The following is a 25,956-nucleotide window of genomic DNA, read 5'->3' as shown; positions in this document are numbered from 1 at the left end:
GAAACCTTTATGTCTTGCGCCTGCACTAGCCGCGCGAGCGAGTCAGCGCAAGCATTCTCGGCAGGCTAATTCCGAGCACCAGAAGCAAGGCAGCCCACATCAATGCAAGTGCATTTCCCAGCTTTGAAAAGAGAGTAGGTGCGTTAGCCGGAGGGATAATGCCTGAAACCGTATCGGCAGCGCCCGATGGGATGCTTTTGCGAACGACACCGCCTGCATCGATCACGGCGCTGATGCCGGTCGTGGTAGAACGCAGCACAGGCAGGCCCTCTTCGATTGCGCGCATCCGTGCCTGAGCCAGATGCTGCGGCGGTCCCCACACTCCGAACCAACCGTCATTGGAGGGATTGAAAATGTAGTCCGGGCGATTGGTCTGGTCGACGACCTGGCCTGAGAACACTATTTCGTAGCAAATCTGGATGCCGGCCTTGCCATGCTTTCCCAAATCTATCGTACCCGGTCCGGGGCCTTCCTTGTAGTCGATAGAACCGGCGACCAGTCGGGATAGGCCAAGCGGCTGCAGAACCTCGCGCATAGGGAGGTACTCACCATAGGGCACAAGATGCGCCTTCGCATAATGCCCCGTGATATCACCCGACCCATCAATCGACAGCACAGAATTTCGCGCAGATTCAACGCTTTTTATGCCGGCTTTTTCCCGGAAATCGAGGTTGACCACACCAGTTAGCAAAGTCGCATCTGGCCCGATTACCGCTGCGATGCGTCGCCGTGCAAAATCAGGATCGCCGCCCACTGTCATCCGGTCATAATATCGCTGCGGGTAGCCGTCTTCGAGGTAATCCGGCACCGCGCTTTCCGGCCACAACACAAGCCGCGAGCGGTTGTTGCTTGGAACGGTGAGATTACTGATGCGCTCAAACTGCTCTTCGAACTTAGTCGGATCGTTAATCTCATCCTGCATCAGCAGAGGTTGGACCAATGTATATTCAACGCCATCGTTAGGCGAGGTGACAGTGATAGCCGGAAACAGCATCAAAACCGACACGCCAAGCGCCAAAACCCCCGTTTGCCACCATCGGCGAGTGCTCAATAGCCACAACGCAATCGTCGCAACGAAGAGAACGAAACCGGACAGCGCATAAGTACCAGTCCAAGGAAGGACAGCAGCAATCCCCGGCACATTCCATCCGCCAAGAAATATCAGTCCGAGCGGCGGCCACGGGTAGCCTGTAAAGGCCCAGCTACGCAGCCATTCGGTTGCTATCCAAGCGCCAGCCAAGATGGTGCCGAAAGCAAGCGGACTTGCTCGCTTCGCCAGCAAATGCGCCGCGAGCGCGGCAATTGCAGGATAAATTGCGAGATAGACGCAAAGCAACGGAACAGCGATCCAGCCGAGGAATTCAGGCATCTTTGCTTGATGCGTAAATGCAGTGGCGATCCAGCTATTCGCGAGCGTCAAATGCGCCCAACCAAATAACCAACCGCGCCCCATGGCAGCGCGCCAATCTGGAGCCCGATGCAAATGCCAAACAAATAGCGCGATTGCCGGTAGCGCGATCCACCAGCCGTGAAGCGGCGGATACCCCAGTGCAGCAATTGCACCAAGCAACAGCGCAGTCAGTTTCGGCCAATCACCCGAAAGCTCGATCAGTCTCTGCGTTAGCTTTTCCATCAAGCCGATTGGCCGCCAGAGCCTAGGCTTAGCCGACTGCTTCTAGGCTGTCGTCGCTGTCCTTGTCTGACGTACCGCCGATTGCTGGCGGAAGGACAGACGAGTCGATTTCTGCGGCCTCGTCGTTCTTTTCACGGCGGGGCTGGCGCGGTTTGCGCTGCCGTGGCTTTTCTTCGCCATCGCCATCATTGCGAGGTTTGCGAGCCCGGCGCTTGGGCTTTTCGGTTTCTTCCGGAGCATCCTCCGAGAATTCGTCTTCGTTTTCCGCCGAATTTTCAGCATCATGCTGGCTTTCGCCATCTTCACGGCGACCACGCGGGCGGCGGTTGTTGCGGCGCCGATTATCGCCATCCTCATTTTCATCGCTATCGTCATTGGCCTGACCGCGCTCTTCATTGCGCTTGGCCCGGGCTTCGTCCTGACGCGCCTTGTTATCGGCAATCACGCGGAAATAGTGGTCGGCGAATTGCAGATATTGTTCCATCTGCACCCGGTCACCGTGGTGCTGCGCATCCTGAGCAAGCTTCTTGTACTTGTCGAGAAGCTGCGGAGCATTTCCGCGCGCACGGCTATCAATCCGGTTCTGATTGTTGGCCCCGCCCTGACTATGGCGATTGCCGCGACCGCGGCGACGATTGTTATTGCGATTGTTGTTCAAGGAAAATCTTCCCGTTTGCGACCGTGGTGCAATGAAATGAGAGCACTGTGGTCAACAGACCTTTCGTCTATGCGTCTGTAACGACGCGCGCTCCGCGTTGTCATGGCCATGGGCGTGCCCTGATGGCCGTCTGACATCGAATTTGGAGCTTGGTACAGCGATTTGCGCCCTTCGCAGATCGGTGTCCTGATTCGGAGGTAGCGAGGCGAATCACTTTTGCCAAGCCCTAGTGATGTTTTCATGCGCGGAAGATCAAAGCGCGTGGCCTATTTGCAAGATCGCGTCGCATTTCGACCGAGAAACCCACCTTTTCGGCCATTTCACTTACGGGACCTGCTTGCGTGTGGCCGATTTCAAAGATCGCGGCCGCATCGTCATTCATCAACTTGCGCAATTGCGGGATGATCGCCTGATAGTCGTCAAGCCCCTCTTCTCCAGCGAAAAGGGCGCTGGCTGGTTCATAGTCTCGAACATCAGGATCAAGATCAGCGTCCGCTTCGACATAGGGCGGATTGCATAGGATCAGGTCGAATGTGCCGACATCATCACTCCAGCCTTCTGAGTGCCAATCGCGGCACAAAAACTGCGCCATTTCTTTGGTCAGGCCCAAGGAGTCCGCATTCCTTCGGGCAATCTTGACGGCGGGCGGTGAAGCATCAAGTCCAAACCCCTCTTTCGAACCAAGCTCAAGCATTGCCGTAATCAACAATGCACCAGAGCCCGTCCCGAGATCGAACACCCGCCCGGCAGACGGCGCAAGCTCAATCGCCGCGTCGATCAAAACCTCGCTGTCTCCTCGCGGGATCAGGACGTCAGGCGATACGGCGAATGTCCGCCCGTAAAACTCGGCCTCACCAATGATATGCGCCACCGGCTCCCGCGAAGCACGGCGCGCGATCAGAGCCTCATATTCAGCCGGAGCAGCATCGCGCATTTTGCCGATCAGCATATCCGAACGGCTGACACCGAGCGCATGCGCCATCAGCAATTCCGCATCCAGCCGCGCGGTATCGCTGGTTGCCGCTAACCTGTCCGCCGCAGCACGGATCGCCTCAGCAACCGTCACTCGTTTAGCGCGGCGAGCCGCTTACCTTCATCTTCGGCAATCAGCGCGTCGACCATCTCGGTAAGCCCCGGCCCTGCCAGCACTTCTTCGAGCTTATGCAGCGTTAGCCCGATACGGTGATCGGTCACGCGGCCTTGCGGGAAATTGTACGTGCGAATGCGCTCCGAACGGTCGCCGCTGCCGACCATCGCCTTGCGCGCTTCGGCTTCGGCGCCTTGGGCTTCATCGCGGGTTTTCTCGAACAGCCGCGCCCGCAGAACCTGCATCGCTTTTTCGCGGTTCTTATGCTGGCTGCGCCCGTCCTGACAGGTGACCACGATACCCGAAGGCTCATGCGTAATACGGATCGCGCTATCGGTGGTGTTGACGTGCTGACCGCCCGCCCCGCTCGCACGATATGTGTCGATCTTTAGGTCACCGGGATCGATATTCACATCCACATCGTCCGGCTCAGGCAGGACCGCCACCGTCGCAGCAGAAGTGTGAATCCGGCCACCGCTCTCAGTCACTGGTACACGCTGGACACGGTGGACGCCGCTTTCGAATTTAAGCCGTGCGAACACGCCTGCGCCGGTGATATTGGCGACCACTTCCTTGAACCCGCCCACTTCGGAGGCACTCATGCTGACCGGCTCGACTTTCCAGCCATTATCGGCGGCGAAGCGTTCATACATCCGGTAAAGATCGCCCGCGAACAAAGCGGCTTCATCCCCGCCAGTGCCAGCGCGAATTTCAAGCATCGCGGGCTTGCTGTCCGCCGCATCGCGGGGAAGCAGCGCAATGGCGAGCGCGCGCTCTTTTTCCGGAAGAGCCTCGCGGATCGCAGCAAGTTCTTCCTCCGCCATCGCTTTCATTTCCGGATCGGCGAGCATCTCCTCCAGCCCGGCCGTCTCCTCGCGCATTGCCTTCACTTCGCGGGCAATCTTGGCGACCGGCTCCAGCTCGGCATAGTCGCGACTTGCCTTGACGAACTCGTCGCCCTCAAGCGTGCCCGACGCCATGCGCGCCTCAAGCTCCGCAAAACGGTTGGCGATCTGATCAAGACGAGCGGCGGGAATTTGCATTAGAGCAAGTTCTTCAGAAGGGCGTCTATTTGTGAAGTCAGGCCGGTCGCGTCTGCGGACCTGACATTGGCCTGAGTCTCGCCATCGCGGATGTCAATCGAAAGGAGCGCCCGTGCGTTCACTTTTGACGCCTTATCAAACCTTTTCTTGGGCGAACCCGACGCGATCAAATCGACTGACAGACCAGCATGCCTCATGGCGCTGACTGACTTTAATGCAGAACCGATAGCCTCGTCATTTTCAACAGCAACAATCACATCCAACAATGGCTGCTCTGCTCGCTGACCCACCAGCATCGCCAGCCGCTCTATGCCTGCAGCCCAGCCGACTGCGGGCGTTGGCGCGCCTCCAAGCGACTCCATCAAACCGTCATAGCGCCCGCCGCCTAGCACGGTGCTTTGCGCGCCTAAGGCTTCTGCTGCTGCAGAGCCTTCATCAGGAATAAATTCGAACGCGGTGTGGCGATAATAATCGAGGCCGCGCACCAGACTTTCGGCACGTTTCCATTTGACGCCGGCTGCGTCGAGACCGCTCGTCACCGCCTCGAAAAACGCCGTGGCCTCATCGGTCAGAAAATCATCAATCTTGGGCGCATCAGCGAGGAACTGCTGATCGCGGCGATCCTTGCTGTCGAGAATACGCAGCGGGTTTTTCTCAAGCCGTTCCTGACTGTCTTCGGACAGCCCGCCTTCGACTTTCTTGAAATAGTCGATCAGCGCAGCGCGCCATTGATCACGGCTATCGGCATCACCCAAAGTGTTAAGGTGCAAAGTCACCCCTTCAATGCCGAGTTCTTTCAAAAGCTGATCGGCCATAGCGAGCAATTCGACATCCGCCTGAGGCTCAGCCGCGCCGATGATCTCCGCGTCAATTTGGTGGAACTGGCGATAACGGCCCTTCTGCGGGCGCTCATACCGGAACAACGGGCCGTGCGTTGCGGCCTTTAACGGCGCATGCTGCTGCCAGCCATTGGTCAGGAAAGCGCGGGCAATACCAGCGGTGAATTCCGGGCGCAGCGTGAGCGAATCCCCGCCGCGATCCTCGAACGAATACATCTCTTTGGAAACAACATCGGTTGTCTCACCAATGGCCCGGCTGAAAACTTCGGTTTTTTCAAAAACCGGCATTTCGACCCGGCGGAACCGGTAAAGCTTACGCACACGCTCGAACGTTTCGACCACATAGGCAAACGCCTCCGCATCTGCGCCAAAGATGTCCTGTGTTCCGCGAATGGCTTTAGGGGTATTCTTGCTCATGCCTGTCCTGTCTTTTGGGCGCAGTTAAGGACAAGTGAGGTCTTTCGCAATGCTCGTCGCTGGGCTAAGGGCCGCGCGAAGTCCTTGGGAGAGGGGCCGCAATCAATACAGGAACCCCATATGCGTATCGACAAAATCCCCACCGGCGAAAATCCCCCAGACGAACTGAACGTCATCATCGAAGTGCCTACTGGCGGTGAGCCGGTGAAGTACGAATTCGATAAAGAGTCAGGCGCATTGTTTGTTGACCGTATCCTGCACACACCAATGCGCTATCCGGCGAATTACGGTTTTGTCCCGCATACGCTTTCACCTGATGGTGATCCACTTGATGCGCTTGTTATCGCGCGTTCGCCATTTATGGCTGGCTGCGTTGTTCGCGCCCGCCCGATTGGTGTGCTCAACCTCGAAGACGAGCATGGCGGCGATGAAAAGCTGATCTGTGTGCCGGTGGACACGACATTCCCGTATTATTCGGATGTTGGCGAAACCAAAGATTTGCCTTCGATCATTTTCCAACAGATCGAACACTTCTTTACCCACTACAAAGATCTGGAAGCTGAAAAGTGGGTCCGCATCGGCAAATGGGGCGACCGCGCCGAAGCACGTCAAATCGTGCTCGAAGCGATCGAGCGCGCAAAAGAAGCCTGAATAAAGCGGGGCGGTGAAAGCCGCCCCGTTTGACTAGACGAGCGTAAACGCCGCTTTGAAAATGCCTGTCAGCAGCAGAGGCAGACCGATTGCCAGCGTCCAGAGCATGATGATGTCGCGGCGGAACGCGCCGGCATAAGCGGGATCAAACGCTTCTTCGTCGGGCATGTCTTTCCAGCGCTTCTCAAACCAGCGGCAGGCGGGAATGATCGCAGCGACGAGAATGATCAAAGCGAAGTACGGGAGGATCGAAGACATGCCCTCGGACAGCGCCTTCACCGTCACAAAAATCTGCAATCCAGTGTACACCAGCAATGCATAGGCGACATGATCGCTGATCGATTTGCGCCAGTCAGTCCCGCGCTCTTCGGCATTGGCGCGAACCGCCGCCCGTGTCTCTTGATTTACCATTTGACCGCTCCCCAACGGTTAGTGTCTCTCCGCACGCAGTATCTCAAAGACATCGCCCGCTTGCAAGCGCAGTAACCAAATTGAAATGCTGTTGCACTGGGCGCAATTGCGGACAGCCAAAGGTCCGGAATCGTTTGGATTCTGCCCGGCCCGCCTAGGTTTCCTGCTATCCGGAGCGCGTCAAAGCAAAAATCCTGCCAAAACGGATCAACCCCCTTTTCTGTTAAGAAGAGGCTGCTAAAGCTAGTGCCTATGAGCGAGTCCACCACTCTCGAAGAACCGGCAAATGCCACCGTTCCGCTGCCCGATGGCGGGCTGGAAGTTGTTTCCATTGCCAAAAGCTATGACAAGCGCGCTGTCCTCACCGATATCTCGCTGAGCGTCGGCAAAGGCGAAGTGCTTGGCCTGCTAGGCCCGAACGGGGCCGGGAAGACCACTTGCTTCTATTCCATCATGGGTCTGGTCAAACCGGATTCCGGGCGGATCCTGATGGATGGCGAGGATGTTACGAAGCTCCCGATGTATCGCCGCGCGATCCTTGGCCTCGGCTATCTGCCTCAGGAAACAAGCATCTTTCGCGGAATGACTGTCGAACAGAACATCAATTGCGTTCTCGAAATGGTTGAACCTGATGCCGATACGCGCGCAGCCGAACTGGAGCGCCTGCTCGGCGAATTCGGTCTGGAGCGGCTCCGCGAAAGCCCAGCCATGGCGCTTTCTGGCGGTGAACGCCGTCGCTGTGAAATCGCCCGCGCGCTCGCGGCAAAGCCATCGATCATGCTGCTGGACGAACCCTTTGCAGGCATCGATCCGCTATCGATCAGCGATATCCGCGATCTCGTCAAAGACCTCAAGCGGCGCGGGATCGGTGTTCTCATCACCGATCACAATGTCCGCGAAACGCTCGACATCGTTGATCGCGCTTGCATCATTTATGGCGGGCAGGTGCTGTTCGCTGGTACACCGCAAGACCTTGTCGCTGATGAGAATGTAAAGCGGCTTTATCTGGGAGAGAGCTTCACGCTCTGACATAGACGCCATGGCGCTCGGACCCAGACTGGACCTACGCCAATCGCAACAATTGGTGATGACGCCGCAATTGCAGCAGGCGATCAAACTGCTGGCTGCATCAAACCTCGAAATCGAAACCTTCATCGGCGATGCGCTTGAAGGCAATCCTCTGCTGGAAGCCGGGTCGGTGTCCAGCGAGGACACGGGAGGCGGAGAGCCGGATGACATCCCGCGCGAAGAGTTCACTTCAGACCAGCTGATGGCGCAGGGTGGGGGCGAGAAAGAGGCCCCGCTTGATCTAGATACTGGCGCGCTCGACCGGGACCGCGATACGGGCGATGGCTCGCACGCGGCAAGCGCTTCGGGTGATGCCGAATGGGGTTCTGCTGCATCCAGCGGCGCAGCGAGCGGCGAGGATTTTCCGGATATCAATGCCACCCGCGCTGCGGAAACGACATTGACCGAGCATCTTAACGAGCAAATCGGCGCAATTGCTGTGAATGCCAAAGAAGCCTTTATCGCACGGCATTTGGTCGGCTTGCTCGATGATGCGGGCTATCTGAGCAGCGACCTACGCGAAGTTGCCTACGACCTCGGCGTCACCCGGGACGAGGTTGATGACGGTCTCACCGTACTGCAAATGCTCGATCCAACCGGAGTGGGAGCGCGCAGCCTGGCCGAATGTCTTGAGCTGCAGGCGCGCGAAGCAGACCGTTATGATCCCTGCATGGCAAAGCTGATCGACAACCTCGAATTGGTCGCGCGCGGTGAAGTCGAGAAGTTGAAACGCCTGTGCGGCGTCGATGATGAAGACTTCGCCGATATGCTTGGCGAATTGCGCAGCTTTGATCCCAAACCCGGTCTCGTTTTTGCACCCGCAACAGACAGTGCAGTCGTGCCCGATGTATTGCTTTCATCAAAGGACGATGGCGGCTGGGATATCAAACTGAACGAGGCGACACTGCCTCGGCTGGTCGTGAACCGCGATTACTATGTCGAGCTTAATCAGGGTTCACCCGGCGCAGAGGCACAAAGCTGGCTCAAGGAAAAGCTGGCCGATGCCCATTGGCTCATCCGGGCTCTTGACCAGCGGCAAAAAACCATCCTCAAAACCGCTGCGGAAATCGTAAAGCAGCAGGACGGGTTTTTCCGTAGAGGCGTCTCCGAATTGCGTCCGTTGACCTTGCGTGAGGTCGCAGAGCAGATCGACATGCATGAAAGCACGGTTAGCCGTGTGACCAGCAACAAATACCTCCACTGCGATCGCGGTTGTTTTGAGCTGAAGTACTTCTTCAACAGCGGTGTCGGATCGAGCGACGGCGAAGGCGCTTCGTCGGAAACGATTAAGGCGCGGATCAAATCTCTCACCGATGCCGAGGACCCGAAAAAGGTGCTGTCTGATCAAAAGCTGGTGGATCTCCTGAAAGAAGAAGGCTTCGATCTCGCACGGCGCACCGTCGCGAAATATCGCGAAGCCATCGGGATCGGGTCCAGCGCACAGCGGCGGCGGGCAAAGAAGCTTAGCGGGATTTGAAGCGAAGCTGGGTGTTAGCTCAGGGGGCCTTTCGTGCGTATTGCCTGCCCGCAAAAACACCTGTGACCTCAAAGACTCACAATTTTTCAAGCCATCCGTTTACGGCGCGTTAACCTTTTCCGTTCAGAACTTGTGTGGTTAATACATGACAACACCTCTTACCGAGGCGTTACCACCAAAGCTTGCCAAGAGGTGAGCGCCACCTTCTGGGGCAACGTAGGGGACCAGATATGCGAGTGCTTTTGATTGAGGACGAGCCGACAACGGCGAAAGCCATTGAGCTCATGCTCACTACTGAAGGCTTTAACGTCTATGCGACTGATCTAGGTGAAGAAGGCCTCGATCTGGGTAAGCTGTATGATTATGATATCATCCTGCTCGACCTGAACCTGCCAGATATGCACGGCTATGACGTGCTTAAGAAGCTGCGCGTTGCCAAGGTGCAAACGCCGGTTCTGATCCTTTCGGGTATTGCCGAAATGGACAGCAAAATCCGTTCGTTCGGCTTCGGTGCCGATGACTATGTGACCAAGCCGTTCCACCGCGAAGAGCTGGTCGCCCGCATTCACGCTGTTGTGCGTCGTTCGAAAGGCCACAGCCAGTCGATCATCCGCACCGGCAAACTGGCCGTGAACCTTGATGCCAAGACTGTTGAAGTCGACGGCGCACGTGTTCATCTGACCGGTAAAGAATATGCGATGCTTGAGCTGCTCTCACTGCGCAAGGGCACCACGCTGACCAAAGAAATGTTCCTCAACCACCTGTATGGCGGGATGGACGAACCGGAACTCAAGATTATCGACGTCTTCATCTGCAAACTGCGCAAAAAGCTCAGCCATGCATGCGGCGGCGAAAACTATATCGAGACTGTTTGGGGCCGCGGTTATGTGCTGCGCGATCCGAACGAAGAGGCAGAGGCCGCTTAAGCGCCCAAAGCCAAAGAGATTGAAAGCGCCCGCGACCGAGAGGTCAGCGGGCGTTTTTCGTTTCAGCCTGCTTTGGTGAGAGCAGCGAAGTCGCCGCCTGTCGGCTCTTGGAATATCCGCAGGTCAAATTCGGAAAGGATCGCCAGAAGGTGATCAAAAATGTCCGCCTGAATACCTTCATAGACCTCCCATGCGGTGGTGTCGGTAAAGCAGTAAATCTCCAACGGGACACCCTGCGGGCCCGGCGGGAGCTGGCGCACCATGATCAGGAAGTTGTCGCTGATCTGCGGGTGCCAGCGGATGTAAGCCGCCATATAGGCGCGCAACGTCCCGATATTGGTTAGGCGGCGAGCATTGACCGGAACCGCTTCTTCTCCCGACAATTCGGCTTCGTTCCACTCCGTAATCTCATCACGCTTGCCAGCGAGATAGGGTTTGAGAATGCGGAATTTTTTCAGATCGAGAACTTCATCGTCGCTCAAGAACCGGATCGAATTCTGATCGATGGCCAGCGAACGTTTGATCCGCCGCCCGCCGCTTTCGCTCATCCCGCGCCAGTTCTGATAGGAATCCGAAACCAACCGGTGCGTAGGAATAGTGACGATCGTCTTGTCGAAATTCTGCACTTTCACGGTATGCAGAGAGATATCGATCACATCACCATCCGCGCTCATGCTGGGCATCGTGATCCAGTCGCCAACGCGCAGCATGTCCTGCGTGGTCAGTTGCACACTCGCGACGAGGCTCAGGATCGTGTCTTTGAACACCAGCAGCAACACCGCAGTGATCGCGCCTAGCCCCGACAGCAGCAGCAGCGGCGACTCGTCGATTAGGACCGAGATCAGAATGATCGCCGCGCCGCACAGGACGAGGATTTTTACAACCTGTACAAAGCCTTTGATCGGCTTGTTCTTCGAACGCGGCATCCGCTCGTAAAGCTCGTTCGCATAGGTCAGCGCTTTTACGATCGCCATGGCGACCGAGATGACAATCAAAGCTTGCGCGACGCTGCGTACAACCGTGTAGACCTCTTCCTGCAAATGCGGGACGAGATAGATCCCGCGCGAAATAACAAGCAGCGGTGCCGCCGTTGCGAGCCAGGCTGCGGCCTTGTCGATTGTGGTCGTCTTTTCATCCAGATACGGCGCCGCGAGGCGCAAAATCACATGCTTGAGCACATAATTGAGAGTCAGCGCTGCCGCGGCCAGCAATACCAATCCGATAAGAGATTGGGCCCAGAGGGGCTGCGAATAAAAGGTTTCGGAAAGAGCTTGCATAGAGGTTCGGGATATAGGCGCCGTGAGGATTGGCTCAACCTTTCTCTCAGACACGCCTACCGCGATAGTCGCGGATCGGGACGCAAACCGGCACTAGACAGGCCCTACTCGCGCCATTACCCGCCCGCATTATGTCAGCATTTAAAGAAGGCGATCCAACCACCCTTAACCGAATGTACGGCCGCAGCATCGGGAAACCTTTGCGCGGGCGGCAGCAGGGTTTGGTCGATGATCTGCTCCCCAAAATTGCGGTTCCAGCCGAAGGTCCGGTCACAGCTAAAGACTTGTTTGGCGAGGATTGCCCGCTTCATTTCGAAATCGGCTTTGGCAGCGGAGAACACCTTGCCTACCGCGCAGATCTTCTGCCCAATCACGGCTTTATTGGTGCGGAGCCGTTTCTAAACGGCGTTGCTGCGGCGCTGGGGCATGTCGATGATGAAAAGCTCGCCAACATCCGCCTGCACCACGGCGATGCGATCGATGTGCTGCAACGCCTGCCCGATGGCGCGCTCACCATGTGTTATCTGCTGCATCCCGACCCATGGCCAAAGAACAAACACGCCAAACGGCGCATGGTGAATGACGGTCCGATCTCACTCATCGCGCAAAAGATGAAACCCGGCGGCGAATTCCGCTTTGGCACCGATCACGACATCTATTTGCGCCACGCGTTGATGGTGATGCAGCGCCATACGGATAAGTTCGAATGGGTCGTAGAAGGCCCATCCAACTGGCAAAACCGCCCGAGCGGCTGGTGCGAAACACGTTACGAATACAAAGCCCGCAACACGTTCGGTCACGAAGTCTGGTATTTCCGCTTTCGGCGGATTTGAATAATACTAGGTATTTCCGAAAAGCTTGTTGCCAAGGAATATCTCTGAAATAGTCACTCTGCATTGTTAGGGGGATTATATGAACCGGCGTAGTTTCATTACTTATAGCGTTGGAGCTTTTGCTTTCGGCCTTCCGTCGCTGTCCAGAGCACAAAACAACACGTTTCTCGGATACGCCGAACTACGCTCGCTGCCAGGCCAGTACATGCAATTGCTAAGCAGGTTCAGCTTTCGCGATCCGCAGGGCCTGCTTTGGTCTGTTCCTAAGGGCTACAAGTCCGACGGCGCATCGATTCCCCGGGCCGTTTGGGCTCTTGCCGGCGGACCATGGGCAGGCAGCTACAAAGACGCGGCGATTATTCACGATTACTACTGCGATACGATGAGCAGATCGTGGGAAGCGACGCACAAAGTGTTCCACCACGGTATGCTTGCTCGCGGAGTGGATCCTGTCGAAGCCAAAATCAAATATGAGATTGTCGACCTTCTTGGCCCACGCTGGGACTCAACGCATCGCTGGACCGGCAAGTACGGAAAGAAACGCTTAAGAGGCGCGACAGGTATCAGTTTCTCTTTCGATCCAAGCAAACGGATCGCTCGGTCTATCGCAAGCAGCAGACAGGAAGCTTGGGAACTTGAAGTGGCGAGAGATGTAGAAGCCAGAATAAGATCAGAGGGGGCAGCCAACTTCAGTTCCGAAAGCTATGCTCCTCCAACCATCTTCGACTATGATGTCGCGTTGACCGAGGCACAGCAATCGGTCGATCAGTACGCGACCATCAATGATCGAGGGCAAGTGTTAATGCCGACAGAGCAGATGTTGCAATTCCAGACAAATCTGTCGAACCCTGCTCTCAACGAAATCGGCACGCTGCGAACACCAAACATGTAGCCTGCCCAAACTAGGGGCAAAAGCAATGGCATCACGGCGGCAATTTCTGGGCGGTTTGGCAGTGGCCGCCGGAACTCTCGCCGCTTGCAGAGAAATCCCTGCAGGCGGTGGAGGAGCGAGTAACGAGAATGCTGTGTCGATGGACGCGACCAGCCTTGAGGACGCACTTGTCGGAAGCTCATACCTCGGCACCGGAGGCGGCGGCAGCTTGAGCGCAGCGCGTGAGTTGATCGCCAAAGACCTCGCGGCAGGCCTGACATTCTCGATGATACCGGTCAGCGCGCTTTCCGATACAGACCGCGTCGCTTGCCCCTATGGTCTCGCCAGCCTCGCCGAAACGAGCGAGGAAATGCAGGCAAAGCTCGACGCGGTTGAGAACCCTGTCGAAGTTCCAGTGCAAGCCGCTTTCGAAGCGCTTGAGAAACATATCGGACAGAAATTCGCAGGCGTAATCATGGGCGAAATCGGCCCTCTCAGCCTCGCTGAAGGATTGTCGACCGCCGCCCGTTTGGGCGTTCCGGCGCTTGATGCTGACACGGTTGGCCGCGCTGTGCCTGAAATCAATCAGCATTCGGTGAAGGTTGCGGGCGTTCCGCTTACGCCGATTGGCGCGGCCACACCCTTTGGCGATACGATGATCGTCGAGACCCTTGGCGATCCCACACGCGCCGAAGACATTCTACGCAGTATCGCAGTGGTCAGCCGGGAATGCGGCGTCACGGACAGCCCGATTACGGGAACTCAGGCCAAACAGACCGGAACGCTGGTCACAGACAGCCTCTCGCTTGCCCAAAGCATTGGCAAAGCAGTGCGCGAAGCGAAAGCGGCGGGCACGGACCCGATCGAGGCTGCAAGGGTCGCAGGCGATGGCTATCTGCTATTCACTGGCACCGTTTCGGACTTCGAGTGGAAAGACGAAGACGGCTTCCTTGTCGGAACCGTCGATGTAAGCGGCACTGGTGCATTTGCCGGTCAAACCTTCCAAACCAATGTTAAGAATGAACACCTTGTCGCTCGCCGCGATGGCGCGGTGATTGCGACCTGTCCCGATCTGGTTTCCTTGATCGATCTCGAGACCGCAGATGGCGTTATCAATCCAGGTTTCGAACGCGGGCAGGCAGTTGCAGCGTTGGGCTTTCGCTGCGATCCGCTGTGGCGCAGCGAAGCGGGCCTCGCAGTCTTCAATCCGCGCTATTTCGGATATGATATTGACTACATGCCGATTGAAGAACGGCTGGCTTAACTGATTGAATAGCCGCTTTTAGAGCTCAATAGAATCCAATTCACGTTTGGTTGGCCACTTCGTGCTATAGCAGCGGTTAGAGGGGGCAGACATGAAAACGATATCGATAACGGGGATGTTCTTCGCCGGCATTGGCGCGATCTTCGCTGCGATCGGCGGCTGGATGCTATGGGGCGAGCTTGCCCTTTCCGATGTGAGCTTTTCCGCCCAAGGCACAATTATCGAGCTTGCCGATTACCGCGACAGCGAAGGTACAACCATGTACCGCCCCGTTGCCGAATTCTATGATACGAGCGGCAGACGATACGAATTTTCCAGCAAGACAAGCAGCAGTTCTCCCGGCTTTTCAGTCGGAGAGCAGGTCGACATCATCTATGATCCACTCAGGCCGCAAGACGCGCGAATTGACACTTTCGGGCAACGCTTCTTGCTGCCAACCATTTTCACGGCGATAGGCAGCCTGTTCGTCCTGATCGGCGGCGGTATGGTCGTTTACCCCATGCTGCGTGCTCGCGCGATCAGAGGACTGGTCCAAGCAGGCCTACAGGTCAGAGGGACGATCACCGATGTCAGCCAGGACCGCCGATTTGCCGTTAATGACCGGCATCCGTGGCGCATCATCGCCGAAGCCGAACATCCTCGCACTGGCATAATGACCGAATTCAAGAGCGACGCTCTTTGGGAGCGCCCGATCGGCGCGAAAAAAGGCGATCAGGTCCCGGTCTATCTCTCCGCAAAGAACAGCAAAAAGAGCTATGTCGATGTCGACAATGTGACAGTTTCAGCCTCGCAAGACGAAGACCGGCCTTGGCGATTTGGCGAGACGCGCCGCTCATTTGGCAAAGCCGCGCGCCGCGATGAAACCTAAGCGGGTCTAGCCGACCACTCCTGCACCAGCGAGCACAGCAAGAGTAAGAACATCCGGCGCAAGAGCAGTCATCGGTACGATCTGGACCGGTTTCTCCATGCCCAGCAGCATCGGACCGATTGTCGCGTTGCTGCCCAATTCGCGCAGCATCTTTGCCGAAAGGTTCGCTGATTGCAGCCCCGGCATGATGAGCACGTTGGCAGGCGCTGAAAGGCGGCTGAACGGATACAGCTTCATGACCTTCGGATTGAGCGCAGCGTCGGGCGCCATTTCGCCTTCATACTCAAAACCGGGATCTTCGCGGTCTAGAATAGAAACCGCTTCACGGATATTGCCGAGCCACTGACCCGATGGATTGCCGAAGGTCGAATAGGATAGAAACGCAACGCGCGGTTCATGGCCCATGCGGCGGGCAACGGCGGCGGTCTCTTTCGCGATGTGCGCTAGCTCTTCCGCGTTTGGCCGCTCATTCATGGTCGTATCAGCCAGGAACGTCGTGTGGTTCTTGCCCAGCATCATATGAATGCCAAACGGCAACGCGCCCGGTTTCTTATCGAGCACCATATTCACTTCGCGCACGGTCTGCGCAAAAGTCCGCGTAAGGCCGGAAATCATGCCATCGCCGTGCCCAAGCGCCACGAGCAGCGCAGCAAACACGTTACGCTCCTGATTGACGAGACGGCGGACATCGCGCTCTGTAAAGCCTTTGCGCTGAAGCCGGTTATAGAGATAGTCCACCATTGCGGGGACATGCTCGCTATCGGCGGAGTTCTGGATTTCAAAGCTGCTCGGGTCGGAGACCGAAAGCTGATGCAGCTTGTCGAGCACAGCCTTGGTCCGGCCCACAAGAACCGGCGTACCATAGCCGAAATCGCGGTATTGAATTGCGGCGCGCAGCACGACTTCTTCCTCGGCCTCTGCAAAAACCATCCGCTTGGGATTGGATTTCGCTTCGTTGTACACGCCGGTAAGAACCGATGTGGTCGGGTTGAGGCGTGAGCGCAGTTTGGTGCGGTATTCGTCAAAATCCGCGATGTCCGCTTTGGCTACACCGGAATCCATTGCCGCTTTGGCAACGGCGGAGGAAACGACTTCGATCAGGCGCGGATCGAACGGCGCGGGAATGATGTAGTCGGTGCCGAATTTCTGGTTTTTGCCGTAAGCGCTGGCAACTTCTTCGGGCACGCGCTCACGGGCCAGTTCGGCAATCGCGGAGGCGGCGGCAACCTTCATTTCTTCGTTGATCGTTGTCGCCTGCACATCAAGCGCGCCGCGGAAGATGAACGGGAAGCCCAGCACATTGTTGACTTGGTTCGGGAAATCGCTGCGCCCCGTGGCGATAATCGCATCAGGACGGACAGCTTTGGCTTCGTCCGGCATGATTTCCGGGACGGGGTTGGCCATCGCGAAGATAATCGGCTTATCGGCCATCTTCTTCACCCAATCGGGTTTAAGCGCACCCGCCGCTGACAGGCCGAGGAAGATGTCCGCTCCGTCGAGAGCCTCTTCCAGTGTTGTCGCTTCGGTCGCAACTGCATGCGCGCTCTTCCACTGGTCAACATTGTCGCGGCCCGGAGTGATCGGACCAGAACGGTCGCACATGATCACGTTTTCGTGAGGCACACCCATCGCCTTGATCAAAGCGGTGCAAGCAATTGCCGCCGCACCCGCGCCGTTCACGACGACCTTTACGTTCTTCACATCGCGGTCAGTCAGGTGACACGCATTCAGCAAGCCTGCCGCGGTGATGATCGCCGTCCCGTGCTGATCATCATGCATGACTGGGATATTCATCCTCTCGCGCAGCGCGGCTTCGATGATGAAGCATTCGGGCGCTTTGATATCTTCGAGATTGATGCCCCCAAAAGTCGGCTCCATCAGCGCAACCGCGTTGATGAAAGCTTCGGGGTCTTCGGTCGCAAGTTCGATGTCGATCGAATCAACATCGGCAAAGCGTTTGAAGAGAACAGCTTTCCCTTCCATCACAGGCTTGGACGCCAGCGCGCCAAGATTGCCAAGGCCAAGGATGGCAGACCCGTTCGAGATAACCGCGACAAGGTTCGCTTTCGCGGTGTAGCGCGCAGCGAGTGATGGATCGGCAGCAATAGCTTCAACGGGCGCTGCAACACCGGGCGAATAGGCAAGGCTAAGATCGCGCTGCGACGTCATCGGCTTGGTGGCGACCACCTCCAGCTTACCCGGACGAATCGTCTCGTGGTAAAACAGTGCCTCGCGCGTGGTAAAACCGCTCTTGCGATCATCAGCCATGGTGGATTGTTCCTTGCCCCAAATGTCGATTGATGAACCGTTTAGCGGCACCCAAACGCAAACGATAGGGGAAAGGATACGCGCCGCCCGTTCCGAATCACTCGCGGCCTGTCTACGCCACTCCGATGGCAGGCACCGCGACTCCGATGATGCAGCAATATCTCGCCCTCAAGAAAGAGGCCGAGGGATCGCTGCTGTTTTACCGGATGGGCGATTTCTTCGAGCTGTTTTTCGATGATGCGCGCATTGCCGCAAACATTCTCGACATCGCTCTGACCTCGCGCGGCGAGCATGATGGCGAACCGGTCGCGATGTGCGGCGTGCCCGTGCATTCAGCCGAAGGGTACCTCGCGCGGCTTATCAAATCGGGTCAGCGGGTTGCCATTGCCGAACAGGTCGAGACACCTGACGAAGCCAAAGCGCGCGCCAAGCGAGAGGGCAAACCTTCTTCCAAAGTGCTCGTAAAGCGCGACATTGTTCGGTTTGTCACGGCGGGCACCCTGACCGAAGAAGCGCTGCTCAATCCGCGCAGCTCCAATCTCCTTGCCGCGCTTGCCGAAGTTCGCGGCACCATCGGCATTGCCAGCATCGACATTTCCACGGGCACGATGACGTTGGAAGAATGCGCGCCCGAAATGCTTGGCGCTGAACTTGCCCGGATTGGCGCAACCGAAGTGGTCGTACCCGAAGATTGGAGCCACGGGCCGGACGAGCTGACCTATCATTCGCACGGCACTTTCTCGAGCGATGCCGGAGCGGAACGGCTCAAAAGCGTTCACGGGGTCGCGACACTCGATGGCTTCGGTGATTTCTCCCGCGCTATGCTTGCGGCAGCTGGCGGGCTGATCGCCTATCTCGACCATGTCGGGCGCGGCTCCCTGCCGCTAATGCTGCCTCCCACCATCCGCGAAAGCGCCAGCGGCATGGCCATGGACGAAGCAACCCGCGGCAGCCTTGAGATACTTGAAAGTTCGACAGGCGGCCGCACCGGAAGCCTGATCGCCACTCTGGATCGCTGCTCTACGGGCGCAGGATCGCGGCTGCTGGCTGAAGACCTTTCGGCGCCTTTGCTGGACCAATCCGCCATCGAAGCGCGCCTCCATCTGGTCGAGTTCTGGCACGCCCGCCCGATAGAACGCGCGGACCTGCGCGATACTCTGCGCGCGCTACCCGATATTGGCCGCGCGCTGGGTCGGGTCGTTGCTGGGCGCGGAAGCCCGCGCGATCTTGGGCAGGTGCGCGATGGTCTGGCCGAAGCGGGCCGGTTGCATGAGCGATTGGAGCTGGAGCGGGACCGCCCTGCCCTGCTCGATGAATTGTTGCCGCGCCTGATCGGGCATGGCGCTCTGGTCGATCATATGTCCCGCGCGCTTGTCGCCTCCCCGCCGACGGAGCGATCAAACGGCGGCTATATCGCTGACGGTTACGACGCGAGCCTAGATGAGCTGCGCGAAGTTTCGGGCAATGCCCGGCGCGCCATCGCCGCAATGGAAGCGCGCTACCGCGAGGAAACAGGCATTTCCTCGCTCAAGATAAAGCATAACGGGGTACTCGGTTACTTCATCGAAGTGCCCAGCCGCCATGCCGACAGCCTGATGGATGCGGAAAGCGGCTTTACGCATCGTCAGACCATGAAAGGCGCAGTGCGCTTCAACTCGCTTAGCCTGCACGAAGAAGCCTCGCGCATATCCGAAGCTGGCGGGCGAGCGCTCGCCGCCGAAGAGGCGCATTTCGAAGAATTGATCGAAGCGGTCACCGCAGCGCGCGAAGCGATCGCAGCGACCGCAGCTGCGCTAGCACGGATTGATGTTGCCGCAAGCAATGCCGAGCGCGCTTCCGAAGGCGAATGGTCGCGGCCTGAAATCACCGCTGATGCAGGATTGTCGATTACAGGCGGACGGCATCCAGTGGTCGAAGCGGCATTGGTGAAGTCAGGCGACCGCTTTGTTGCCAACAATTGCGCGCTCGCACCCGATGACCGGCTCTGGTTAATTGGCGGCCCGAATATGGGCGGTAAATCGACTTTCCTGCGCCAAAACGCGCTGATCGTGTTGATGGCTCAGGCCGGATGCTTTGTGCCCGCAGAGGCCGCATCAATCGGCTTGGTTGACCGGCTTTTCAGCCGCGTTGGAGCGTCGGACAACCTTGCGCGCGGACGCTCCACCTTCATGGTCGAGATGGTCGAAACGGCGGCCATTCTCGCTCAGGCGACGACGCGCAGTTTCGTGATCCTTGATGAGGTTGGGCGTGGCACATCGACCTATGATGGCCTCGCGCTGGCATGGGCTGTGGTCGAGGCGGTGCATTCGCGCATCGCGTGCCGCTGCCTCTTCGCAACGCATTACCATGAGCTCGCAAGGCTTGCGGAAACCTGCCAAGCGCTTTCGCTGCACCATGTTCGCGCCCGCGAGTGGAAGGGCGATCTCGTTTTGCTGCATGAACTGGCAGAGGGGCCTGCCGACCGGTCCTATGGTCTCGCTGTGGCGAAGCTTGCCGGTGTACCAGCCACCGTCGTCAAACGCGCCGAACAAGTGCTGTCAAAGCTCGAACAAGCGCGCAGCGAAACGGGAGGGATTGCCGCTGGTTTGGGAGAGCTCCCGCTGTTTGCCGCAGCAGCGCAGGAAAGCGAGCCTGAAGCTTCTCCAGCAGAGCAGCTGGCCCAGCGCCTGTCCGAAGCCGATCTGGACGCGCTTTCACCGCGCGATGCCTTGGACTTGCTCTATGATCTCAAGCGCGACCTCTAAGAGCAGCATTTCTACCATATATTAACCGGCGCTCTGCTACCTGTCGGCGCATGTCGAAGACGATGTTCGAAAGTAGCAAAGTGGCGCTGGCGTTTGCCGGCGTAACGCTTTTTGGAGCCGCAATTTTTGCAGGCTCGATGGGCGATGGTGGATTTGCGTCCCCATCGGCTGAGCGCGAACGTGGTGTTTCGGATGAAAATGAACAGGTCGCCGAAGTGACCGAAGAGCCAGAAACGGTCTTTGAAGACTACGCTCCGGCAGAAGATTTCGGGAATATGGCTTTCGCTGAAGACGAAGCTCTTATCGATGATGCGTCAGGATTCAGCCCGGACGGTTTCGACGCCAATCCCAACGATCAAACGGCGATCATCACGCCGTCCAGTCCTTCGCGCAGCGCGCGCGGCCCCGGAGGCGGACCCGGCAGCGGTGTCGCACCTCCTAAACCAAGCGGATCGATTTCACGCGGCGGCGGCTCAAGAGCGGCGGCAGCGCCTGCCCCAAGCAAGAAACCGAAAATCCGGTTCTCACGGAAAAAATCGAACGTACAACCCAACCTCAACGGTATAGGCGATCTGGGCGAATAATCCGCCGGGTGGCAGCCTCAACACATCGCAAATTTAGCGCGTAGGAACGGGCGCTTCGCCTGAGTAATCGTAAAAGCCGCGGCCCGTTTTCCGGCCAAGCCAACCAGCCTCAACATACTTCACCAGCAACGGCGCCGGACGATATTTTGTGTCGCGCGTCGTGCGATAGAGCACGTTGATAATGTCGAGACAGGTATCAAGGCCCACAAAATCGGCGAGTTGCAGCGGGCCCATCGGGTGATTCAGGCCAAGGCGGCAGCCCTTATCGATATCTTCAATGCCCGCAGTCGACTGGCCCAGCACAAACACCGCCTCGTTAATCATCGGCAGCAGGATACGGTTGACCACAAAGCCCGGCTCATCCTGACTTGTCACGACTTGCTTACCAAGCGCTTCGGCAAAAGCCGTCACACGCTCGGTCGTGTTCGCTGACGTCGCAAGACCGGGAATCACTTCGATCAGGCCCATAACCGGGACCGGATTGAAAAAGTGCAGGCCGATAAAGCGTTCTGGGTCGGGCGAGTGGTTCGCCATGCGGGTGATTGGGATTGAACTGGTGTTCGATGCCATCACCGCATCGGCTGAGAGGACCTTGCCGGCGCTTTCAAAAATCGCGTTCTTGATCTCTTCGCGCTCGGTCGCGGCTTCAATAATGATATCGGCTTCGGCCATCGGCGCGTAATCGGCAACAGGGGTGATCTTTGCGAGCAGTGCCTCGGCTGCGTCAGCTTCGATCTTGCCGCGCCCCATCAGCTTGACCAAGGCTTTTTCAACGGCCGCTTTACCAGCCTCAGCACGCGCCAGATCAACGTCTGACAGCATCACATTCATGCCATGCTGGGCCACGGTCTGGGCGATGCCCGTCCCCATCTGACCCGCTCCGATAACAGCGATATTCCGCATGGCTCAATTCCCTCGCGTAAAGTGCACTTCGCAAGTGCAGCAATTTGTGTCTGCGCGCCTGTTAGCGGCGGCATCGTGGAATTGCTAGCGGGGTGTTTCTACCGATTGGCGCCCGGCACCCACTTCACATCGGCAGCGCCATCATCGTTGAGCACGCGGGCAAGCACGAAAAGCAAGTCGGATAGCCGATTGATGTAAGCAGTCGCCGATGGGTTGACCGGCGTTTCAGCCGCCATCGCAGTCATCGCGCGCTCTGCCGAACGCGCCGTTGCGCGGGCAACGTGGACGCGCGCCGCCGCTTCGCTGCCACCCGGCAGAACAAAGCTGGTCAGCGGTTCAAGACGATCATTGAGAGCATCGATCTGCTCCTCAATCCAGATTGCTTGTTCGGGAACCATGCGTAGAACCATTTCGGACGGCGCGAAATCACCATCCTCGGCAGGGGTCGCGAGGTCCGCTCCAAGATCGAACAGGTCGTTTTGTATGCGAGTGAGAGTGGCCCGCTGCGCTTCATCTTCGATTGCGCAAATCGCGTGGCCGATGACGCTGTTTGCCTCGTCCACTTCACCAATGGCGGCAATGCGCGCCGAGTGCTTCGGACAACGCGATCCGTCGACGAGGCCTGTGGTCCCGTCGTCTCCCGTGCGCGTGTAAATCTTGTTGAGCTTTACCATGCGGCCTCGTTAGGCGTCGGTGCCAGACCGGTCCAGTCTATTGGCTGCCGCCAGCGACAACAGCGATCAGGACGACCACACCGATGGCCAGCGCCTGATACTTGATACGCGAAAACATCGCTTTGTTCTGAACCGCCTGCATTTCGGTGACGGTTTCGCCTTCACCGGTTTCCAGATCGATCTTGGTCGTTTTCAGGAATGCAATAATGCCGCGGACGAGCGAAACGACCACAAGCACACAAAGCACGGCGAGTACGATTTTGAGGAATATGTCCATAGGGTCTAAATAGTCCTGCGCGCGCTAAGTTCCAGACTGCATTTGTTGCAACCGCAATTGCTCGGCAAGCGCCAGTCCGTCTTCGCCTGCCTCCCGGCGGTCTTTCAGCGCAGGCGAACCGCGCCGTTTGGCCAGCTTTTGTCCGTTATCATCCAGCAGCAATTTGTGATGATGCCAGTGCGGAACGGGCAGTTCGAGCAATTCCTGCAATATACGGTGCACATGGGTCGACGTGAACAGATCCTCCCCGCGCGTAACTGCCGTGATCCCGTCGGCGGCATCATCCAAAGTGGCGGCGAGGTGGTAGCTGGCGGGCAAGTCTTTGCGTACGATCACCACATCGCCAAATTCGCGCGGATCGGCGATCACAGAGCCTGCTGTTTCGTCCGTCCAGACCAGCTCGCCCAGCGCCGCCATGGCTTTGTCGACATCCAGCCGCAGGGCCGCCGGTTCGCCTGAGCCGCACGCCGCACCTTTGCACGAACCGGGATAGACGATGCAATCTGCTCCTTGCCTCGGCTCCAGCGCTTCAATGTCCTTGCGATTGCAACTGCAGGCGTAAAGCCAGCCGTCCTCAAGCAAGCGATTGGCGGCTTCATCGTAGCTTTCAATACGGGTCGATTGAGCAGGCACATCGTCCCATTCCAGCCCCAACCATTCGAGGTCGCGGCGAAACTCATCGGCAAACTCGGCGCGCGAACGCGGCCCGTCGATGTCTTCAACCCGCATCAGGAATTGCCCACCGGCATCCTTTGCCAGATCATGCGCATAGATCGCGGAATAGGCATGGCCCAGGTGCAAATGGCCATTCGGGCTTGGGGCAAAGCGGGTCACAATTTCCACGCCGATCTTCTGCCACAGGCACCCGCTGCGCGCCATCCACTTGTCCTGCACAGGTTTATCCCTGTGGATATACACAGTGTCACGGCTTTGACTCCTGCGCATGCCAAGTCATGTTCGTGTCAATCAGGGAGGAACGCAGGACGTGTTCAAAAGCGAACTGATCGAAACAGCGGCGAAATTCCGCAGCGCTCAGGAAGATCCGACGCGCAGCCTTTCAGGTTGCCCCGCTTTGGTGCTCAACGCGGATTACACTCCGCTGTCCTATTACCCGCTCAGCTTGTGGCCATGGCAGACCGCTATCAAGGCGGTGTTTCTTGACCGGGTGGATATCGTTGCGAGCTATGACCGCGAGGTCCACTCGCCCAGCCTCGACATGCAAATCCCGAGCGTCATCGCGCTCAGGCAATATGTAAAGCAAAGCGAATTTCCCGCTTTCACCCGCTTCAACGTGTTCCTGCGTGACAAGTTTGAATGCCAATATTGCGGCAGCGGCGATACTCTCACCTTCGATCATGTGATCCCGCGCCGTCTGGGCGGTAAAACCACGTGGGAAAACATCATCACCGCCTGCGCGCCATGCAATATGAAAAAGGGCGGACGCACACCCAAGCAAGCGCATATGCCGGTGCAGATGAAGCCGATCCGCCCGACAAGCTGGCAATTGCAGCAATTCGGCAAGCAATTCCCGCCGAATTATCTGCACGAAACTTGGCGCGATTGGCTGTATTGGGACATCGAGCTGGAGGCTTAGAAAGCACCGAGAGGGATGTATGCGGCTGTTATTGGCGTTGATCGTGCTTGCGATTCCATTTGGGTTGCAAGCAAGCGAACCACCGCAATCCATCGAAGAATTCGTCGACAAATCCTGGCCCGAATCCGGCGCTCCTGGCGTCGCATATGCCGTTATTGAGGACGGGAAGGTCCGCACCGGTGTTCGCGGAAAGACATTGTCCGGTGGAACGGATGAGATCACTCCCGATACACCGTTTTTGATCGGGTCGATTTCCAAGAGCTTCGCTGCATTGGCCATTATGCAGCTGGTCGAATCTGAGAAGATAGACCTTGAAGCAAGCGTCGGCACCTATCTTGATGCGTTTTCTGATCGCCCGTCCTCCGCGATCACGATCCGGCAATTGCTTTCGCACACCAGCGGCTATTCGACGGTGCAAGGCAACAGCTTGCATGGCAACGCAAGTCGGAGCGAGGGCAAGCTGGCGGATCACGTCGCCGATGTGGCGCAATGGGAACCTGCCTACGCTCCGGGAGAACGTTGGGAATATTCCAACGCGAATTATCACGTGTTGGGCGCTGTGATTGAGGCTGTCAGCGGTCAGGACTATGCCAGCTATATCGAAGCCAACATTCTCCGGCCGCTTGGTATGGACAGCAGCTTTGTTTCCGATGGCCGGATACCCGGCAAAATCGCTATCCCGCATCGACCGTGGTTCGGCGGCAAACGCGCGTATGATATGGGCCGCACAACACCTGTTGGTGCTCCTGCGGGAGGGATCTTTGCCAGCGCAAATGACCTCGCGCTTTACCTCGCAATGATGCTCGATGGTGAAGACAACATCATCACCGCCGCGAGCAAATCGCAAATGCTGCAGCCCGCGAGCGATGCCTCACCATTCTACGGCCTAGGCTGGTTTATCGACGTCGAAGCGAGGACCGCATCACACAGCGGATTGGTTCCGGGTACTGAAACGCTCGCCACCCTTGTGCCCGCCGATGGAAAGGGTGTGGTGGTGTTGGTCAATGCCAATGGCGGGATAGGTTTTGGCGAAAATTTTGAACTTCGAAATGGGATCACCGCCAGAGCGCTGAACCTAGACTATTCCGGCGAAGGGTCGAGATTTTGGCCGCAATTCACTTATCTAATGATGGTATCGTTGCCCATCATCTTCGCTTTGAGCGCAGGCTGGGCATGGCTCCGCAGAGAGCAGCTTCGAGCGAAATCGGGCGCTCTTGGCATGTTCAGCCTGTGGTTCCCCTTGATCGCTACCTCTGCGATGGCATTCGCACTGATTGTTGTTGTGCCTCAGATGTTTGGTGGCTCAATCGGAACGATGCTGCTGTTTCAACCCGACTTTGGATGGGCCATGGTAGCAGCGGCAGTCGCAGGTCCAATCTGGGCGATCGTCAGGTTAACGCTGGCCTACCGCAAATGAGTGACACAATATCGGCTCTATTGGGATATCGAGCTGGAGGCTTGAGATTCCGCTGCCGACCCAATTGCGGGCCCGCTGTTTTGGATCCGATCAAGAACGGTTCGCTATTGCCTTTCCTTTTCTTTGGGTCACGTTCCAACTGATTTTTGCGCGGAGAACAATAATGATTCGA

The 25,956-nt window shown here is 57.5% G+C and carries 24 protein-coding genes; 12 read left to right on the top strand and 12 right to left on the bottom strand.

Annotated features, from left to right (window positions below; genetic code table 11):
- Positions 1-25: 25 nt before the first annotated feature.
- The 5 genes from lnt to hisS all read right to left on the bottom strand — a co-directional run bounded on the left by lnt (position 26) and on the right by hisS (position 5,677).
- The gene (gene lnt / locus MWU39_RS00450) at positions 26-1,633 is read right to left on the bottom strand and encodes an apolipoprotein N-acyltransferase (RefSeq protein WP_247158013.1); all 1,608 of its coding nucleotides are present in this window, start codon (positions 1,631-1,633) and stop codon (positions 26-28) included.
- A gap of 28 nt (positions 1,634-1,661) precedes the next feature.
- Complete coding sequence (locus tag MWU39_RS00445) at positions 1,662-2,291, bottom strand: DUF4167 domain-containing protein (protein WP_247158012.1); 630 nt, start codon at positions 2,289-2,291, stop codon at positions 1,662-1,664.
- A gap of 238 nt (positions 2,292-2,529) precedes the next feature.
- Positions 2,530-3,357: a peptide chain release factor N(5)-glutamine methyltransferase gene (prmC, locus tag MWU39_RS00440; RefSeq protein WP_247158011.1), complete on the bottom strand. Its 828-nt coding sequence runs from the start codon at positions 3,355-3,357 to the stop codon at positions 2,530-2,532.
- On the bottom strand, positions 3,354-4,421 hold the full coding sequence (gene prfA, locus MWU39_RS00435; protein WP_247158010.1) for a peptide chain release factor 1: 1,068 nt from the start codon (positions 4,419-4,421) through the stop codon (positions 3,354-3,356). The genes prmC and prfA overlap by 4 nt, the downstream gene beginning before the upstream one ends.
- Positions 4,421-5,677, bottom strand: a complete 1,257-nt coding sequence (hisS, locus tag MWU39_RS00430) for a histidine--tRNA ligase (RefSeq protein ID WP_247158009.1) — start codon at positions 5,675-5,677, stop codon at positions 4,421-4,423. Before hisS ends, prfA begins: the two co-directional genes overlap by 1 nt.
- A 120-nt stretch (positions 5,678-5,797) precedes the next feature.
- Here hisS and ppa point away from each other — a divergent pair, with 120 nt between their 5' ends.
- Positions 5,798-6,328, top strand: coding sequence for an inorganic diphosphatase (gene ppa / locus MWU39_RS00425; RefSeq protein WP_247158008.1), 531 nt, complete (start codon positions 5,798-5,800; stop codon positions 6,326-6,328).
- Between the two features lie 33 nt (positions 6,329-6,361).
- Here the strand turns inward: ppa and MWU39_RS00420 are convergent, their stop codons facing one another.
- Positions 6,362-6,739, bottom strand: coding sequence for a hypothetical protein (locus MWU39_RS00420; protein WP_247158007.1), 378 nt, complete (start codon positions 6,737-6,739; stop codon positions 6,362-6,364).
- A gap of 252 nt (positions 6,740-6,991) precedes the next feature.
- On the opposite strand from MWU39_RS00420, the gene lptB reads away from it, so the two are divergent.
- The 3 genes from lptB to MWU39_RS00405 all read left to right on the top strand — a co-directional run bounded on the left by lptB (position 6,992) and on the right by MWU39_RS00405 (position 10,210).
- Positions 6,992-7,768 (top strand): LPS export ABC transporter ATP-binding protein, encoded by a 777-nt coding sequence (gene lptB, locus MWU39_RS00415; RefSeq protein WP_247158006.1) that lies wholly within the window; start codon positions 6,992-6,994, stop codon positions 7,766-7,768.
- Between the two features lie 10 nt (positions 7,769-7,778).
- Positions 7,779-9,284 (top strand): RNA polymerase factor sigma-54, encoded by a 1,506-nt coding sequence (rpoN, locus tag MWU39_RS00410; RefSeq protein ID WP_247158005.1) that lies wholly within the window; start codon positions 7,779-7,781, stop codon positions 9,282-9,284.
- A gap of 230 nt (positions 9,285-9,514) precedes the next feature.
- Positions 9,515-10,210, top strand: a complete 696-nt coding sequence (locus MWU39_RS00405) for a response regulator transcription factor CtrA (protein ID WP_247158004.1) — start codon at positions 9,515-9,517, stop codon at positions 10,208-10,210.
- Positions 10,211-10,272: 62 nt separating this feature from the next.
- Here the strand turns inward: MWU39_RS00405 and MWU39_RS00400 are convergent, their stop codons facing one another.
- A complete protein-coding gene (locus tag MWU39_RS00400) occupies positions 10,273-11,487 on the bottom strand; it encodes a mechanosensitive ion channel family protein (protein ID WP_247158003.1) in 1,215 nt (404 codons plus the stop codon).
- Between the two features lie 131 nt (positions 11,488-11,618).
- On the opposite strand from MWU39_RS00400, the gene MWU39_RS00395 reads away from it, so the two are divergent.
- The 4 genes from MWU39_RS00395 to MWU39_RS00380 all read left to right on the top strand — a co-directional run bounded on the left by MWU39_RS00395 (position 11,619) and on the right by MWU39_RS00380 (position 15,323).
- Complete coding sequence (locus MWU39_RS00395) at positions 11,619-12,320, top strand: tRNA (guanine(46)-N(7))-methyltransferase TrmB (RefSeq protein ID WP_247158002.1); 702 nt, start codon at positions 11,619-11,621, stop codon at positions 12,318-12,320.
- A gap of 79 nt (positions 12,321-12,399) precedes the next feature.
- Positions 12,400-13,212, top strand: coding sequence for a DUF1353 domain-containing protein (locus MWU39_RS00390; RefSeq protein ID WP_247158001.1), 813 nt, complete (start codon positions 12,400-12,402; stop codon positions 13,210-13,212).
- A 25-nt stretch (positions 13,213-13,237) separates the two neighbouring features.
- The gene (locus tag MWU39_RS00385) at positions 13,238-14,455 is read left to right on the top strand and encodes a DUF917 domain-containing protein (RefSeq protein ID WP_247158000.1); all 1,218 of its coding nucleotides are present in this window, start codon (positions 13,238-13,240) and stop codon (positions 14,453-14,455) included.
- Between the two features lie 91 nt (positions 14,456-14,546).
- Positions 14,547-15,323, top strand: a complete 777-nt coding sequence (locus MWU39_RS00380; protein WP_247157999.1) for a DUF3592 domain-containing protein — start codon at positions 14,547-14,549, stop codon at positions 15,321-15,323.
- A 6-nt stretch (positions 15,324-15,329) separates the two neighbouring features.
- On the opposite strand, the gene MWU39_RS00375 is transcribed toward MWU39_RS00380, so the two are convergent.
- Positions 15,330-17,591, bottom strand: a complete 2,262-nt coding sequence (locus MWU39_RS00375; protein ID WP_247157998.1) for an NADP-dependent malic enzyme — start codon at positions 17,589-17,591, stop codon at positions 15,330-15,332.
- A gap of 125 nt (positions 17,592-17,716) precedes the next feature.
- Between MWU39_RS00375 and mutS the strand changes: the two genes are divergently transcribed.
- Together mutS and MWU39_RS00365 are read left to right on the top strand one after the other, a co-directional pair.
- Positions 17,717-20,335 carry a DNA mismatch repair protein MutS gene (gene mutS, locus MWU39_RS00370; RefSeq protein ID WP_247157997.1) on the top strand — a complete coding sequence of 873 codons (2,619 nt, stop codon included), beginning with the start codon at positions 17,717-17,719 and terminating at the stop codon, positions 20,333-20,335.
- A 62-nt stretch (positions 20,336-20,397) separates the two neighbouring features.
- Positions 20,398-20,919 (top strand): hypothetical protein, encoded by a 522-nt coding sequence (locus MWU39_RS00365; RefSeq protein WP_247157996.1) that lies wholly within the window; start codon positions 20,398-20,400, stop codon positions 20,917-20,919.
- Between the two features lie 33 nt (positions 20,920-20,952).
- Here the strand turns inward: MWU39_RS00365 and MWU39_RS00360 are convergent, their stop codons facing one another.
- The 4 genes from MWU39_RS00360 to gluQRS all read right to left on the bottom strand — a co-directional run bounded on the left by MWU39_RS00360 (position 20,953) and on the right by gluQRS (position 23,652).
- Positions 20,953-21,822, bottom strand: a complete 870-nt coding sequence (locus MWU39_RS00360; protein WP_247157995.1) for a 3-hydroxyacyl-CoA dehydrogenase NAD-binding domain-containing protein — start codon at positions 21,820-21,822, stop codon at positions 20,953-20,955.
- Between the two features lie 98 nt (positions 21,823-21,920).
- Entirely contained in the window at positions 21,921-22,496 is a 576-nt protein-coding gene (locus tag MWU39_RS00355; protein WP_247157994.1) for a cob(I)yrinic acid a,c-diamide adenosyltransferase, read from the bottom strand.
- A gap of 37 nt (positions 22,497-22,533) precedes the next feature.
- The gene (locus MWU39_RS00350) at positions 22,534-22,773 is read right to left on the bottom strand and encodes a hypothetical protein (RefSeq protein ID WP_247157993.1); all 240 of its coding nucleotides are present in this window, start codon (positions 22,771-22,773) and stop codon (positions 22,534-22,536) included.
- Between the two features lie 24 nt (positions 22,774-22,797).
- Complete coding sequence (gene gluQRS, locus MWU39_RS00345) at positions 22,798-23,652, bottom strand: tRNA glutamyl-Q(34) synthetase GluQRS (protein WP_247160269.1); 855 nt, start codon at positions 23,650-23,652, stop codon at positions 22,798-22,800.
- A 106-nt stretch (positions 23,653-23,758) separates the two neighbouring features.
- Here gluQRS and MWU39_RS00340 point away from each other — a divergent pair, with 106 nt between their 5' ends.
- Both MWU39_RS00340 and MWU39_RS00335 read left to right on the top strand, forming a co-directional pair.
- The gene (locus MWU39_RS00340) at positions 23,759-24,367 is read left to right on the top strand and encodes an HNH endonuclease (protein ID WP_247157992.1); all 609 of its coding nucleotides are present in this window, start codon (positions 23,759-23,761) and stop codon (positions 24,365-24,367) included.
- A gap of 19 nt (positions 24,368-24,386) precedes the next feature.
- Entirely contained in the window at positions 24,387-25,784 is a 1,398-nt protein-coding gene (locus MWU39_RS00335; RefSeq protein WP_247157991.1) for a serine hydrolase domain-containing protein, read from the top strand.
- Positions 25,785-25,956: the final 172 nt, after the last annotated feature.

Source organism: Erythrobacter sp. F6033 (assembly GCF_023016005.1).
Classification (GTDB): Bacteria; Pseudomonadota; Alphaproteobacteria; order Sphingomonadales; family Sphingomonadaceae; genus Erythrobacter.
Note: the sequence above shows the minus strand (reverse complement) of the source record. Positions and strands in the feature narration are given on the sequence as shown.

Coding starts and splice junctions, on each gene's coding strand:
- gluQRS (WP_247160269.1), bottom strand. CDS start 23,652: ATGGCGCGCAGCGGGTGCCTGTGGCAGAAGATCGGCGTGGAAATTGTG.
- lptB (WP_247158006.1), top strand. CDS start 6,992: ATGAGCGAGTCCACCACTCTCGAAGAACCGGCAAATGCCACCGTTCCG.
- MWU39_RS00360 (WP_247157995.1), bottom strand. CDS start 21,822: ATGCGGAATATCGCTGTTATCGGAGCGGGTCAGATGGGGACGGGCATC.
- MWU39_RS00420 (WP_247158007.1), bottom strand. CDS start 6,739: ATGGTAAATCAAGAGACACGGGCGGCGGTTCGCGCCAATGCCGAAGAG.
- MWU39_RS00395 (WP_247158002.1), top strand. CDS start 11,619: ATGTCAGCATTTAAAGAAGGCGATCCAACCACCCTTAACCGAATGTAC.
- MWU39_RS00375 (WP_247157998.1), bottom strand. CDS start 17,591: ATGGCTGATGATCGCAAGAGCGGTTTTACCACGCGCGAGGCACTGTTT.
- MWU39_RS00355 (WP_247157994.1), bottom strand. CDS start 22,496: ATGGTAAAGCTCAACAAGATTTACACGCGCACGGGAGACGACGGGACC.
- MWU39_RS00400 (WP_247158003.1), bottom strand. CDS start 11,487: ATGCAAGCTCTTTCCGAAACCTTTTATTCGCAGCCCCTCTGGGCCCAA.
- MWU39_RS00335 (WP_247157991.1), top strand. CDS start 24,387: ATGCGGCTGTTATTGGCGTTGATCGTGCTTGCGATTCCATTTGGGTTG.
- prfA (WP_247158010.1), bottom strand. CDS start 4,421: ATGCAAATTCCCGCCGCTCGTCTTGATCAGATCGCCAACCGTTTTGCG.
- hisS (WP_247158009.1), bottom strand. CDS start 5,677: ATGAGCAAGAATACCCCTAAAGCCATTCGCGGAACACAGGACATCTTT.
- MWU39_RS00365 (WP_247157996.1), top strand. CDS start 20,398: ATGTTCGAAAGTAGCAAAGTGGCGCTGGCGTTTGCCGGCGTAACGCTT.
- MWU39_RS00390 (WP_247158001.1), top strand. CDS start 12,400: ATGAACCGGCGTAGTTTCATTACTTATAGCGTTGGAGCTTTTGCTTTC.
- MWU39_RS00380 (WP_247157999.1), top strand. CDS start 14,547: ATGAAAACGATATCGATAACGGGGATGTTCTTCGCCGGCATTGGCGCG.
- MWU39_RS00405 (WP_247158004.1), top strand. CDS start 9,515: ATGCGAGTGCTTTTGATTGAGGACGAGCCGACAACGGCGAAAGCCATT.
- mutS (WP_247157997.1), top strand. CDS start 17,717: ATGGCAGGCACCGCGACTCCGATGATGCAGCAATATCTCGCCCTCAAG.
- MWU39_RS00385 (WP_247158000.1), top strand. CDS start 13,238: ATGGCATCACGGCGGCAATTTCTGGGCGGTTTGGCAGTGGCCGCCGGA.
- rpoN (WP_247158005.1), top strand. CDS start 7,779: ATGGCGCTCGGACCCAGACTGGACCTACGCCAATCGCAACAATTGGTG.
- lnt (WP_247158013.1), bottom strand. CDS start 1,633: ATGGAAAAGCTAACGCAGAGACTGATCGAGCTTTCGGGTGATTGGCCG.
- ppa (WP_247158008.1), top strand. CDS start 5,798: ATGCGTATCGACAAAATCCCCACCGGCGAAAATCCCCCAGACGAACTG.
- MWU39_RS00350 (WP_247157993.1), bottom strand. CDS start 22,773: ATGGACATATTCCTCAAAATCGTACTCGCCGTGCTTTGTGTGCTTGTG.